The following is a 12,644-nucleotide window of genomic DNA, read 5'->3' as shown; positions in this document are numbered from 1 at the left end:
GCACGGGCGCATCGGTTGACAAGGGATGTGAAAACGTTTTCATAAACAGCAAGCAAAACCGCCTCTCGGGAGGAAGCCTGCCATGCTCGCGCCGAACGTGCCGCGCGTCCTGATCCGCACCGCCGCCACCCCTGCCGACAAGGACGCGGCGATCCGCGAGGCGGCCCAGCTCCTCGTCGCGGCCGGCTGCATCGATCCGGCCTACGAGGCCAGCATGCTGCGCCGGGAAGGCGTGGCGAACACCTATCTCGGCCACGGCGTCGTGATCCCGCACGGCATGGTCGACGATCGCGCCCTGGTGCGCGAGAGCGGGCTCGCCGTGCTGCAGGTCCCCGGCGGCGTCGCCTGGCACGACGGTCAGGACGCCCACCTGGTGGTGGCGATCGCCGCCCAGTCCGACACCCACATCACCATCCTGCGCCGCCTCACCCGCCTGATCCAGGACGAGGCGCGGCTGGCGCGCCTGCGCACCACGCAGGACCCCGCCGAGATCGCCGCGGCGCTGTCCGAGGACGCGCCCGCCCCCGGCACCGCCGGCCCGGCCGCCGACCTGCCCCACGCCTTCACCTGGACCGTCGACTACCCGACCGGCCTGCACGCGCGGCCGGCTTCCGCCTGGGTCGAGGCGGCGCGCGGCGGGAGCGCCCGGATCCAGGTCCGCCACGGCGCCGAGGTGGCGGACGCCAAGAACCTGATCGCCCTGCTCCAGCTCGGCCTGCGCGCCGGCGACGAGGCGGTGATCTCCGCCGAGGGCGAGGACGCCCCGGCGGCGCTCGCCCGGCTGAAGGCCGTCGTCACCGGCCTCTCGGCCGGCGAGAAGGCCGCCGCCGCCCGCGCGGCCGAGGCCGCCGCGAAGGCCGCCGCCCCGGTGGCCGGCTGGAACCCGGCCGATCCGTGCCGGATCGTGTCCGGCATCGGCGCCAGCCCCGGCCTCGCCATCGGGCCGGTCCACGTGCTCGGCCCGACCGAGGTCGCGGTGCCGGACGAGCCCGAGCCGCTGACGAGCGGCGGCGACCGGCTGCATGCGGCCCTGGAGAGGACGGCGGCGCAGCTCAAGGCGCTCGCCGACGATACCGGACGGCGCCTCGGCCAGGCCGATGCGGGGATCTTCAAGGCGCAGAGCGACCTCATCGCCGACACCGACCTCATCACGCTCGCCTGCCAGCTGATGGTCGAGGGCCACGGCGTGGCCTATGCCTGGCAGCAGGCGGTCGAGCGGATGGCCGGCCGGCTCTCGGCCCTCGGCAACCCGGTGCTGGCCGCCCGCGCGGCGGATCTGCGCGACGTCGGCCGCCGGGTGCTCGCCCAGATCGACCCGGCGCTCCAGTCCGGCCACGCCCTGCCGGACCGGCCCTGCATCCTGCTCGCCCCCGACCTCGCGCCTTCCGACACCGCCGGCCTCGATCCGGCCCGGGTGCTCGGGCTCGCCACCGCGCAAGGCGGCCCGACCTCCCACACCGCGATCCTCGCCCGCACCCTCGGCATTCCGTCGGTGGTGGCGGCCGGCGCCGCCCTCCTGGCCCTGCCGGCCGGTGCGACCGCGATCCTCGACGGCATGACCGGGCGGCTCTACCTCGACCCGAGCGAGCGCGACCTCGCCGCGGCGAGGGCCTGGCGCGACGCCCTGCGGGCGACGCAGGAGGAGGAGGCGCGCGAGCGCGGCCTGCCGGCCCGCACCCGCGACGGCCACGCCGTGGCGATCGGCGCCAACGTCAACACGCCCGACCAGGTGCCCTTCGCCCTCGCGCAGGGCGCCGAGGGCGTCGGCCTGATGCGCACCGAATTCCTGTTTCTGGAGCGCGGCGACACCCCGGGCGAGGACGACCAGTACGCCACCTACCGGGCGATGCTGGAGGCGCTCGACGGCCGCCCGCTGATCGTGCGCGCCCTCGACATCGGCGGCGACAAGCAGGTGCCCCACCTCGCCCTGCCGAAGGAGGAGAACCCCTTCCTCGGCGTGCGCGGCGCCCGCCTGCTCCTGCGCCGGCCCGACCTGATGGAGCCGCAGCTGCGCGCCCTCTACCGCGCCGCCAGGGATTGCGTGCCGGCCGGCGCCCCCGCGGGCAAGGACGCGCCGCTCTCGATCATGTTCCCGATGATCACCTCGGTCCCCGAGGTCGCGGCCCTGCGCGAGGCCTGCGAGCGGATCCGCACCGAGATCGGCGCGCCGGAGGTGCCGCTCGGCATCATGATCGAGGTCCCGGCCGCGGCGATCCAGGCCGACGCGCTGGCCGCCCATTGCGACTTCTTCTCGATCGGCACCAACGACCTGACGCAATACGCGCTGGCCATCGACCGCCAGAACACCGAGCTGGCGCCGGAGGCCGACCCGCTGCACCCGGCGGTGCTGCGCCTGGTGCGGATGACCTGCGAGGGCGCCGCCCGCCACGGCCGCTTCGTCGGCGTCTGCGGCGGCATCGCGGGCGATCCGTTCGGGGCCGGGCTGCTCGCGGGCCTCGGCGTCCACGAGCTCTCGATGACGCCCCGCGACCTGCCGGCCGTGAAGGCGCGCCTGCGCGCCGCCTCGCTCTCCGACCTGAAGGCGCTGGCCGAACGGGCCTGCGCGCAGCCCGACGCCGCCGCGGTGCGGGCCCTCGACCGGGCGTCCTCGGGAACCGCGGAGGCGCGGCCGTGACCCGCATCCTCACCCTCACCCTCAACCCGGCGATCGACCGGACCGTCACCCTCGACCGGCTGGTGCCCGGCGCCGTCCACCGCGCCCGTGCGCTGCGCGACGACGCCGGCGGCAAGGGCGTCAACGTCGCGAGCTGCCTTGCCGATTGGGGCGTGCCCGTCACCGCCGCGGGCGTGCTCGGCGCCGGCAACGCCGCGGCGTTCGAGGCGCTGTTTGCGGTGAAGGGCATCGCCGACCGCTGCCTGCGGGTGGCGGGCGAGACCCGCACCAACCTGAAGCTCGTCGATCCCGCCGGCACCACCGACGTGAACCTGCCGGGCCTCGCCCTGGCGCCGACGGATCTCGCCGCGGTGCGGGCGGTGCTGCGCGACGCGGCCGGGCCGGACACGCTCGCGGTGCTCGCCGGCAGCCTGCCGGCGGGCGCCGGGCCCGATCTCTATGCGGACCTGACCGCCGAGCTGAAGGCCGCGGGCGCCCGCGTGCTCCTCGACGCCTCGGGGCCGCCGCTCGCCGCCGCGCTCGCGGCGGACACCCTGCCCGACATCGTCAAGCCGAACCGGCACGAGCTGGAGGAATGGGCCGGGCGGCCGCTTCCCGCCCTCGCCGACGTGGTCGGCGCCGCGTCGGACCTCGTGCGGCGCGGCATCCCGCTCGTCGTCGTCTCCCTCGGGGAGGACGGCGCGGTGTTCGTGCGCCGGGACGGCGCCGGGGTGCAGGCCCTGCACGCGCTCGCCCCGGCGGTCGCGGTCGCCAGCACCGTCGGGGCCGGCGACGCCCTGGTGGCCGGGCTGGTGGCGGGGCTCTCCGCCGACCTCGCTCTCGCCGACACCGCCCGGCTGGCGCTGGCCTTCGCGGCCGGCAAGCTCACCCGCGCCGGGGCCAACCTGCCGGCTCGGGCGGAGGTCGAGGCGATCGCGAAGGCCATCGAGATCCGCCCCCTTCCGAACTGACGCCGTCCCGATCGCGCACGCCGGTTCGGAGCCGAATCCCGGACGACCCCGACACGACCCAGAGACGAGACCCGAGGAGGAACAACCCATGACCCAGTTGGTGGCCGTCGTCGGGGGCGGCGAGCTCGGCACCCACGCGGTGCTGGCGGCCGAGGCCCTGCGCCGGGCGGCGGCGCGGCGCAACCGGCGCCTCGAGCTCGAGGTCCGGGGCCGCGGCACCGCCGGGACGCCGCTGAGCGAGAGCGCGATCCGGGGAGCCGACGCGGTGCTCCTCGTCGGCTCCGGCGATCTCGGCGCCGACCGGTTCGGGGCCTTGCGGCGCGCCGAGGCGGGAATCGACGACGTCCTCACCGACGCCGACCGGGTGATCGAGCGGGCGCTGGCCGGGGCGTCACCCGCCCCAGGCCCCGCCGCCGACGGCGCGAAGCGCATCGTAGCCATCACCTCCTGCCCGACCGGCATCGCCCACACCTTCATGGCGGCGGAAGGGATCCAGGCCGCCGCCCAGGCGCTCGGCCATCGGGTCCGGGTCGAGACGCAAGGGTCGGTCGGCGCCCGCGACGCGCTGACGCCGGAGGAGATCGCGGCGGCCGACATCGTGCTCATCGCCGCCGATACCGGGGTCGACCGCGGACGCTTCTCCGGCAAGCGGGTCTACGCCACCACCACCAAGGCGGCGATCCGCGACGGCAAGGGGCTGATCGCCACCGCGCTGAAGGACGCCGAGCTGCAGGGCGCGGCTGCCGCGGAATCCGGCCCGGCCCGCCCGGCGGCGGCCGAGACGAAGGCCGGCGCCTACAAGCACCTGATGACCGGCGTGTCGTTCATGCTGCCCTTCGTGGTGGCGGGCGGCCTGCTGATCGCGCTCGCCTTCGCGTTCGGCGGTATCGACGCGATGGCGCCGGCCAACAAGGGCAGCTTGGGCTTCGCGCTGGGCGAGATCGGCGCCAAGGCGGCCTTCGCGCTGATCGTGCCGGCGCTCGCCGGCTACATCGCCTTCTCGATCGCCGACCGGCCCGGCATCGCGCCCGGCATGATCGGCGGCATGCTGGCGGCCAACCTCAATGCCGGCTTCCTCGGCGGCATCGCGGCGGGCTTCATCGCCGGCTACACGGTCTCGTTCCTCAACCGGTCGATCCGCCTGCCGAAGAACCTGGAGGGGCTGAAGCCGGTCCTGATCCTGCCGCTCGTCGGCACCCTCGTGACCGGCCTCCTGATGGTCTACGTCGTCGGCGTGCCGGTGGCGGCCCTGCTCGCCGCCCTCACCGGCTGGCTCAAGGGCATGCAGGGCGCGAGCGCCCTGGTGCTGGGTCTCGTCCTCGGCGGCATGATGGCGGTCGACATGGGCGGGCCGATCAACAAGGCGGCCTACGCCTCCTCGGCCGCCCTGATCTCCTCGGGGATCTACACCCCGATCGCCGCCGTGATGCTCGCCGGCATGACCCCGCCGCTCGGCATCGCGCTCGCCACCCGGCTGTTCCCGGGCCGCTTCACCGCCCAGGAGCGCGAGGCCGGGACCGCCGCGGCGGTGCTGGGCGCCGCCTTCATCACCGAGGGCGCGATTCCCTTCGCGGCCGCCGATCCCCTGCGGGTGATCCTGGCCCTCGTCGCCGGTTCGGCGGCGGCGGGCGCGGTGTCGATGACCTTCGGGGTGGCCCTGCGGGTGCCCCATGGCGGGCTGTTCGTGCTGCCGATCCCCAACGCCATCACGCCGGTGCTCGGCGCGGTCGCGGCCCTGGTCGCCGGCACGCTGATCACCGCCTTGCTGGTCGGGGTGCTCAAGAAGCGGGCGGCCTGAGCGGCGACGGCCCGGTGCAGTCCGGCCGCTCGGCCGGCACGAGAAGGATGCGGTCCGGGCAGCTGAGGCCGCCCGGCGCACTTCGGCATCCGGGGGAGCTGTTTTACCCCCGGCTTCTCGCAACGGCCCACATTTCCTGATAGTCGATGCGCACCCGCCTCTCGTCTGGCGGGTTGTCGGTCGAGAACTGTCGGAAACGGACGGCGCTGCGCGATGGCGGTGATCGGTCAGGTCACGCTGGACCTCGTCCAGACGGTGAAGGCGGCGCGCAGTGCCGCCGAGATCACGGCGGTGCTGGTGCGGGCCGGCGGGATCTTCGGCTACGAGCGCTTCGCCATCGCGGGCGTGCCGCAGAGCGCCGGCGAGAACCTGCCCGACCGGCTGCTGCTGATGCACTGGCCCGAGGAATGGGCCGCCCGCTACGTGTCGCGCGGCTACGTGCAGCACGACCCGGTGATGGCGCAGGTCCGGCGCACCACGGCGCCGTTCCTGTGGTCGGAGGTCGAGGTCGACCGCGACGCCGCCCTCGCCCGCCGTGTGATGGACGAGGCTCCGGCCTTCGGCCTCGGCAACGGGCTCTGCGTGCCGATCCACGACATCGACGGCACCGAGACCGCCGCCTCGTTCGGCGGCGCCCGCATCGACCTCTCGGACGAGGCCCGGGCCGGGCTGCACCTGCTCGCCATCTACGCCCATCTCGCCTCGCGGGGCCTGGGTCCCGCCCTTCCCTCCCGGATCGTGCGGCCGGAGGGCGCCACGCGCTGCACCCGGCGCGAGATCGAGTGCATCAAGTGGGCCGCGGCCGGCAAGACCGGCTGGGAGACCTCCGAGATCCTGTCCCTGTCCCAGCGCACGGTCGAGGATTACCTGAGCAACGCCGCCCGCAAGCTCGGCGCGGTCAACCGGGTGCAGCTCGTCGCCCTGGCGATGCGGGCGGGGTTGATCGACTAGATCGGTCTTCGCCGGCCTGCGGATGCATGCCCCGCCGCCCGGGTCGCCCGCCCGCGCCGGTACGGCACGAGGGCACGCACAAAGACGATCGGATCCGCCCCCGCCGGCATGACGCAAGGGATGTCGCGAGGCTCCGATCGCTCCCGGCGTCAGCGACATCATTCCCAGTCCTCGATAATTTGAGTCGGCCCGCCTCGATCGCACCTTGAGTTGCAAAATAGCCTGGGCGCCTGAGAAAAATATTTCTCCCGACAGTCCGGGACAGTCTCTATTTTTCTTCAAAACGTTACGAATGCAATCAACCGCAAGACGACCGCAAGATCCCCGTAAATTTACGGTCTTTCTCATTCTAGGTTTAAAGCTCAAGAAGTGCTCCAGAGCAAGGAGCCCTGATCTTGATCACGATCATCGATCGCGAAAATTACCGCGACCATGCGGCGCTTCTCGACCGGATATACTGCTTCCGGCATCGTCTCTTCGTCGAGACGATGCGGTGGGAGGCGTGCCGCAAGCCGGACGGACGCGAGCGCGACCAGTTCGACGGGCCGGACTGCATCCACGTCGCCGGGACCGACGACGGCGAGGTGGTGTCGTATTCGCGTCTGCTGCCGACGACCCGGCCGCACCTGCAGACCCACGTCTATCCGCAGCTGCTGCAGGGCGCGACGGCGCCGAGCGGGCCGCGCCTCTTCGAGTGGACGCGCTGCGGCGCCGCGCCGTGGCGGCGCGCCTCCGCCACCGCCAAGGACCCGATCGCCGGGCGCCAGTTCGTGGCGGTGGCCGAACTGACCGGGACGCTCGGCCTCGACGGCTACCTGATCCAGGCCCACCCGATCATGATCACCCACCTGGCGACGATGGGCTGGGACACCGAGCCCCTTGCGCTGCCGATGATGTACGACGGCAACCCGCTGGTACCGTTCATCGCCCGCTGGACGCCGGCCACCGCCGACACCACCCGGGCGGTCTTCGGGCTGGAGGGCACCGCCTACGACGTGCCGCGCGGGCTCGGACGGGACGAACGCGACCGGGCGCGGCCGGACCTGCGGTTCGCCTGAGGCGGCACCGGCCCGCCGGGGCCCGCACCGGCTCGCCAGAGCCGGCTTTATTCCACCCCGGCCGGTGGCTTGAGGGTCGCGCCGATCCGCGAGGAGACGATCACCGCCTGGGTGCGGCTCTCCACGCCGAGCTTCTGCAGGATCGCCGAGACGTGGGCCTTCACGGTCGCCTCCGAGACCCCGAGCTCGTAGGCGATCTGCTTGTTGAGCAGGCCTTCGGACAACATCATCAGCACCCGCACCTGCTGCGGCGTCAGGGTGGCGAGGCGGCGCATCAGGTCCGCCGTCTCCTTGTCCTCGGAGGCCGACAGCTCGATGTCGGGCGGCGACCAGTTGCCGCCGGCCAGGACCTCGCCGATCGCCTCGCCGATGCGGTCGACCTCGAGGGATTTCGGGATGAAGCCGGCGGCGCCGAAATCGAGGGCGCGGCGGATCACCACCGGGTCCTCGTTGGCCGAGACGATCACCACGGGGATCGCCGGGTGCTGCGCCCGCAGGTAGATCAGCCCGGAGAAGCCCTGGACCCCCGGCATGGTCAGGTCGAGGAGCACGAGGTCGATCTCGTCCTCGGCATCGAGGACCTTCGTCAGCGGTTCGAGCCCGCTCGCCTCGATGATCCGGGCACCGGGCAGGATCGCCGTCACCGCGCCCCTGAGGGCGCCGCGAAACAGCGGGTGGTCGTCCGCGACGACGATGGTGGTCCCGGAACCCAACTCACTCCCCACCACGGCACCTGCGCTCCCGGCGCTCGTCTTCCGGCGCTCTTCGGCCTGCTTCTAATGTCTGTATAGCTTTTTCCGGCGGGCTTGAAACCTGAGGCGGCGCACTATCCACGCCGGGTCGTCGTCCGGTGGACTGCGCAGATCACGGGGCGGACGATGCGAACGCCGCGAAATCCCGTGAGATCCCGCCGGGGATCGGGTCGCGGGCCGGACGGGATGGCAGGAGCACCCCGGTTCTCCGATAGCTCGGGGCGCGCAGGGCGCGGCTGCTTTCGTCCCGGAGAGGTCGGGACTGTCCCGGAAACGTCGCTTTTCGAGCCGAGGCGCCCCTCGACGAACGACGATCGAGCGGGCAGGGCAGCGCCCTCCCCGCCCGTTGGGCATCGCCGGAGTTTCTTGCCGGGGGTTTTGGCCGAGCCGGGGACTATCCCGGCGCAGCAGGCCTCACGCGCCGAACGGCGCGATACGGGCGAGTCTTCAGTCGAGCGAGCCGGTACGGGCCGCGGCGACGGGCTCGACGTAGCGCTGGGCCACCAGGTCGGGCTGGGCGGGACGGCGGGCGGCCGGAACCGGCTGCGGCGTCGTGGTCAGGTCGGCCATGGACCGCACGACCGCAGTCTCGCGGGCCATCTCACGCATGATCGGCGGGAAGACGGTGACGGAGGATGCACGATCCTGCGCATGCGCCGAACCAGCCGACAAGACGAACAGAGACAGTGCACAATATTTCAGGGCCGACATCGCAATTCCCCATCGATTGATCGAATTTGATTTAAAAGAACATAGCTTTTTGTGCAGCGCAATATGCCAATCGAATATTTCTTTAGGATAGGATTTTGCGAATCATAACTCACGCAAGCGCGCGGAACGGCAATAAAATGCCACGTTTTCGGAAGCCGACGATCTGCGGAAACTGAGGCTCGCGATTCGATGCGCGGAAACACGTCGCGGGCGGCGCGGCCGATCGTACAGTCGGGACATGTCGCAGATCATCCGCCACGAACGGCGCCGGCGCCTCGGCACGCCAAGGCCCGACACGACGGCGGATCGGGCGGGGACGGACGATTTTGTGCCTTGCTCGACCTTCCGTGCCGCCCGCGAAACTCATGGCGAGCGCCGCCCCCGGGACATGCTGGCGCGCGCCGATCCCCTCGCGAACCGCTCACGCCCCGGCGAGGTGCAGCACGATCTCGCGCCGGTGCGGCCGGTCGCGGTGCTCGATCAGGTAGATCCCCTGCCAGGTGCCGAGCGCGAGCCGCCCCTCGACCAGCGGGATCGTCAGCGCGGCGTCGGTCAGGAGGGTGCGGATATGCGCCGGCATATCGTCCGGCCCCTCGATGCCGTGGACATAGGGCACGTCGCGGGGCGCCAGCCGGTCGAGGGCGGTCATCAGGTCGGTGCGCACGTCCGGGTCGGCATTCTCCTGGATCGTCAGCGAGGCCGAGGTGTGACGGCAGAACACCGTCAGGAGGCCGTGGCGCAGGCCCGCCTCGCGCACGAAGCCCGCGACCTCCGCGGTGATCTCGGTGAAGCCCTGGCCGCGCGTCTCGACCACGAGGCGTCCGCTCGCCTGGCGGGTGACCGGGCCGCTCGCCAGCATCTCGACGCGTCTCATTCGGTGATCTCCCGTCCCGGATGCACTTCCGTCTCGCCGCGGGCGAGGATGCGCTCGAGCGCCTCGATCCGGTCGGCCTCGGCGGTCGGCTTGTCCCAGCGGATGCGGCTGACGCGGGGAAACCGCATCGCGACGCCGGACTTGTGCCGGGTCGAGCGCTGCACGCCCTCGAAGGCGATCTCCAGCACCAGCCCTTTGCCTAAGCCGTACTCCACCTCCCGCACCGGGCCGAAGCGCTTGGTGGTGTGGTTGCGGACGTAGCGGTCGAGCTTGGCCAGCTCCTCGTCGGTGAAGCCGTGATAGGCCTTGCCGACCGGCACCAGCTCCTCGGCCCCGTCCGGCGCCTCGCGCCAGACCCCGAACGTGTAGTCGGAGTAGAACGACGACCGCTTCCCGTGTCCGCGCTGGGCGTACATCATCACGGCATCGACGCGGTAGGGCTCGCGCTTCCACTTCCACCACGGGCCCTTCGGCCGGCCGGGCTGGTAGGGGCTGACGACACGCTTGAGCATCACGCCCTCGATCGCGTCGGCGTCCGGCCCCGCCCCGACCGAGGCCGGGTCGGCCCGGGCCGCGGCGAGCGCCGCCCAGTCGGCGAACGGCACCAGGGGCGAGAGGTCGATGCGGACGTGGTCGAGCCCGCCGACGAAGCGCTCCAGCCGCGCCCGGCGCTCGCTGAACGGCAGCGGCCGCAGATCCTCGCCGTTCTCGGCCAGGAGGTCGTAGGCCCGGACATGGGCGGGGAAATCCTGCAGGAGCTTGCCCGTCACCGTCTTCCGGTTGAGGCGCTGCTGCAGCACGTTGAAGCTCTGCACCCGCGCGTCGCGCAGGATCAGCAACTCGCCGTCGAGGGCGCCCGAGAAGGTGATCGCCTCGGCGAGGTCGGGAAAGGCGCCGGAGATGTCCTCGCCGGTGCGCGAATAGATTTTCTGGACCTGGCGCCCCTCGCCGTCGCGCCCGCCGGCGAGCTGGACGCGGATGCCGTCCCACTTCCACTCGGCCGAGAACGCCTCGGCGTCGAGCTTGTCGAGGTCGGCCTCCTCCTCGATCGGGTGCGAGAGCATGGCGGGGCGGAACGGCGCCGGGTTGACCGATTCCGGCGGCCCGGCCCGGCCCTCGACCCAGGCGAAGAGTTCCGGGTAGGGCGCCTGGAGCCCGTGCCAGACCTCCTCGACCGCATCGGCCTCGTGGCCGCCGAGGCTCGCCACCGCGGTCTTGGCGAGCCGCGCGGAGACGCCGACCCGCAATTCCCCGGTGATGAGCTTGAGGAGCGCCCAGCGCCCGGTTTCGTCGAGGGCGTCGAGCCAGGCGGCGAGCCGGGCCGGCAGCTCGCCCTTGCCGATGGTGGCGAGACTCTCGACCACCTCCGACAGGGTCGGGACCGGCGGGTTGTTGTGGCCGGGGCCCGGGCCGCCGTCGCGCTTGGGCCAGATCAGCGCCGTCGTCTCGGCGAGGTCGCCGACGTAGTTGTAGGACAGGCGAAACAGCACCGGATCGACCCGGGCCTCGACGAGGCCGCGGATCAGGCCGGGCTTGGCCTCGCGGAAGCTGAGCGAGCCGGTCATGGCGGCGAGCGCGTAGCCGCGGTCCGGGTCGGGGGTGTGCCGGAAGAAGTCCTGGAGCAGGCGCAGCTTGGCGTTGCGGCGCGGCTCGTAGGCGAGGCGGTCGAGGAGATGGGCGAAGTCGTTCACGCCGCACTCTCCTTGGCCGTGGTCTTCCGGGCGCGGCCTCTCGCGGGCTTGGCGGTGCCGGGCTTGCCCGCTTCCGGCTCGGCATCCCGGAGCTCTGCATCCTCAGGCTTGGTGTCGTCCGCCTTGCCCTGCTCGGACCTCTTCTCCTCGGACTTGTTTTCCTCGACCTTGCCCTCCGGCTCCGCCTCGCCCTCGTCGCCGTAGCCCAGCATGTGCAGGGGCTTGGCCCGGATCCCTTGCGTCTCGCACCAATGGACCAGGGCGTCCTCCTGGCCGTGGGTGACCCAGACCTCGCCGGCTCCGGTGTCCTTGATGGTTCGGCAGAGGTCGTCCCAGTCCGAATGGTCGGAGACGATGAGCGGCAGCTCGACTCCCTTCTGGCGGGCGCGGGCCCGCACCTGCATCCAGCCCGACGCGAAGGCGGTGACGGGATCGGGAAACTTTCGCGACCACAGGTCCTGGATCGCCGAGGGCGGGCAGAGCACGATCCTGCCGCCGAGCTTCGGCCGCTCCGCCGCCACGACCTTGATCGTCTCGCCGACGCGGATCCCCTCGCGGCGATAGAGGTCGGTCAGCTTCTCCATGGCGCCGTGCAGGTAGATCGGGTCGGAAAATCCTTCCTCGCGCAGGAGCGCCATCACCCGCTGCGCCTTGCCGAGCGCGTAGGCGCCGACGATGTGGGTGCGCTCGGGAAACAGCCGGACCGAATCGAGCAGGCGGCGCACCTCGTCGCGGGCCTCCGGGTGGCGGAAGACCGGCAGGCCGAAGGTCGCCTCGGTGATGAACACGTCGCAGGGCACGACCTCGAAGGGCCGGCAGGTCGGGTCCCGCGCCCGCTTGTAGTCGCCCGAATTGACGATCCGGCAGCCGCCCTGCTCGATCGCGATCTGGGCCGAGCCCAGCACGTGGCCGGCCGGATGGAAGCGCACCGTGACGTCGTTGAGCCGGATCTCCTCGCCGAGCCGGGCCTCCTGGCGGGTGCGGCAGAACTCCTCGCCGTAGCGCACCGCCATGATCCGCAGGGTCTCGGGCGTCGCCAGAACGGCGCCGTGGCCGGCCCGGGCGTGGTCGGCATGGCCGTGGGTGATGAGGGCGCGCGGGACCGGGCGGACCGGATCGACGTGGAAATCGCCCGGCGGGCAGTAGAGCCCCTCGCGGGTCAGGGTGAGGAGGTCGGTGGGGCGCGGCGCCATTGACCCTCGTTTCGGAGGACTAGCCTCTTCT

Annotated in this window: 10 protein-coding genes; 5 read left to right on the top strand and 5 right to left on the bottom strand. The window is 72.3% G+C overall.

Features of this window, described 5'->3' with window-relative positions:
- Positions 1–82 precede the first annotated feature (82 nt).
- From ptsP to V3T34_RS09100, 5 genes are all read left to right on the top strand, one after another.
- Entirely contained in the window at positions 83–2,635 is a 2,553-nt protein-coding gene (ptsP, locus tag V3T34_RS09120) for a phosphoenolpyruvate--protein phosphotransferase (RefSeq protein ID WP_305078127.1), read from the top strand.
- Positions 2,632–3,585 (top strand): 1-phosphofructokinase, encoded by a 954-nt coding sequence (gene pfkB, locus V3T34_RS09115; RefSeq protein WP_305078128.1) that lies wholly within the window; start codon positions 2,632–2,634, stop codon positions 3,583–3,585. Before ptsP ends, pfkB begins: the two co-directional genes overlap by 4 nt.
- 88 nt (positions 3,586–3,673) lie before the next feature.
- Entirely contained in the window at positions 3,674–5,383 is a 1,710-nt protein-coding gene (locus tag V3T34_RS09110; protein ID WP_305078129.1) for a PTS fructose transporter subunit IIC, read from the top strand.
- A 213-nt stretch (positions 5,384–5,596) separates the two neighbouring features.
- The gene (locus V3T34_RS09105) at positions 5,597–6,334 is read left to right on the top strand and encodes a LuxR family transcriptional regulator (RefSeq protein WP_060845705.1); all 738 of its coding nucleotides are present in this window, start codon (positions 5,597–5,599) and stop codon (positions 6,332–6,334) included.
- 395 nt (positions 6,335–6,729) lie between these two features.
- Positions 6,730–7,392 (top strand): acyl-homoserine-lactone synthase, encoded by a 663-nt coding sequence (locus V3T34_RS09100; RefSeq protein ID WP_236012469.1) that lies wholly within the window; start codon positions 6,730–6,732, stop codon positions 7,390–7,392.
- A gap of 47 nt (positions 7,393–7,439) precedes the next feature.
- On the opposite strand, the gene V3T34_RS09095 is transcribed toward V3T34_RS09100, so the two are convergent.
- From V3T34_RS09095 to V3T34_RS09075, 5 genes are all read right to left on the bottom strand, one after another.
- Positions 7,440–8,105, bottom strand: coding sequence for a response regulator (locus V3T34_RS09095; RefSeq protein ID WP_060845703.1), 666 nt, complete (start codon positions 8,103–8,105; stop codon positions 7,440–7,442).
- A gap of 486 nt (positions 8,106–8,591) precedes the next feature.
- Positions 8,592–8,744: a hypothetical protein gene (locus V3T34_RS09090; protein WP_197682157.1), complete on the bottom strand. Its 153-nt coding sequence runs from the start codon at positions 8,742–8,744 to the stop codon at positions 8,592–8,594.
- Positions 8,745–9,276: 532 nt separating this feature from the next.
- Positions 9,277–9,729, bottom strand: coding sequence for a secondary thiamine-phosphate synthase enzyme YjbQ (locus tag V3T34_RS09085; RefSeq protein ID WP_060845702.1), 453 nt, complete (start codon positions 9,727–9,729; stop codon positions 9,277–9,279).
- The gene (locus tag V3T34_RS09080; protein WP_305078130.1) at positions 9,726–11,420 is read right to left on the bottom strand and encodes a cisplatin damage response ATP-dependent DNA ligase; all 1,695 of its coding nucleotides are present in this window, start codon (positions 11,418–11,420) and stop codon (positions 9,726–9,728) included. The genes V3T34_RS09085 and V3T34_RS09080 overlap by 4 nt, the downstream gene beginning before the upstream one ends.
- Complete coding sequence (locus tag V3T34_RS09075) at positions 11,417–12,613, bottom strand: ligase-associated DNA damage response exonuclease (RefSeq protein WP_305078131.1); 1,197 nt, start codon at positions 12,611–12,613, stop codon at positions 11,417–11,419. The genes V3T34_RS09080 and V3T34_RS09075 overlap by 4 nt, the downstream gene beginning before the upstream one ends.
- Positions 12,614–12,644: the final 31 nt, after the last annotated feature.

It is taken from the genome of Methylobacterium ajmalii, from assembly GCF_036448855.1.
Lineage (GTDB): Bacteria > Pseudomonadota > Alphaproteobacteria > Rhizobiales > Beijerinckiaceae > Methylobacterium > Methylobacterium ajmalii.
Note: the sequence above shows the minus strand (reverse complement) of the source record. Positions and strands in the feature narration are given on the sequence as shown.

Coding starts and splice junctions, on each gene's coding strand:
- V3T34_RS09105 (WP_060845705.1), top strand. CDS start 5,597: ATGGCGGTGATCGGTCAGGTCACGCTGGACCTCGTCCAGACGGTGAAG.
- V3T34_RS09090 (WP_197682157.1), bottom strand. CDS start 8,744: ATGGCCCGCGAGACTGCGGTCGTGCGGTCCATGGCCGACCTGACCACG.
- ptsP (WP_305078127.1), top strand. CDS start 83: ATGCTCGCGCCGAACGTGCCGCGCGTCCTGATCCGCACCGCCGCCACC.
- V3T34_RS09075 (WP_305078131.1), bottom strand. CDS start 12,613: ATGGCGCCGCGCCCCACCGACCTCCTCACCCTGACCCGCGAGGGGCTC.
- V3T34_RS09110 (WP_305078129.1), top strand. CDS start 3,674: ATGACCCAGTTGGTGGCCGTCGTCGGGGGCGGCGAGCTCGGCACCCAC.
- V3T34_RS09085 (WP_060845702.1), bottom strand. CDS start 9,729: ATGAGACGCGTCGAGATGCTGGCGAGCGGCCCGGTCACCCGCCAGGCG.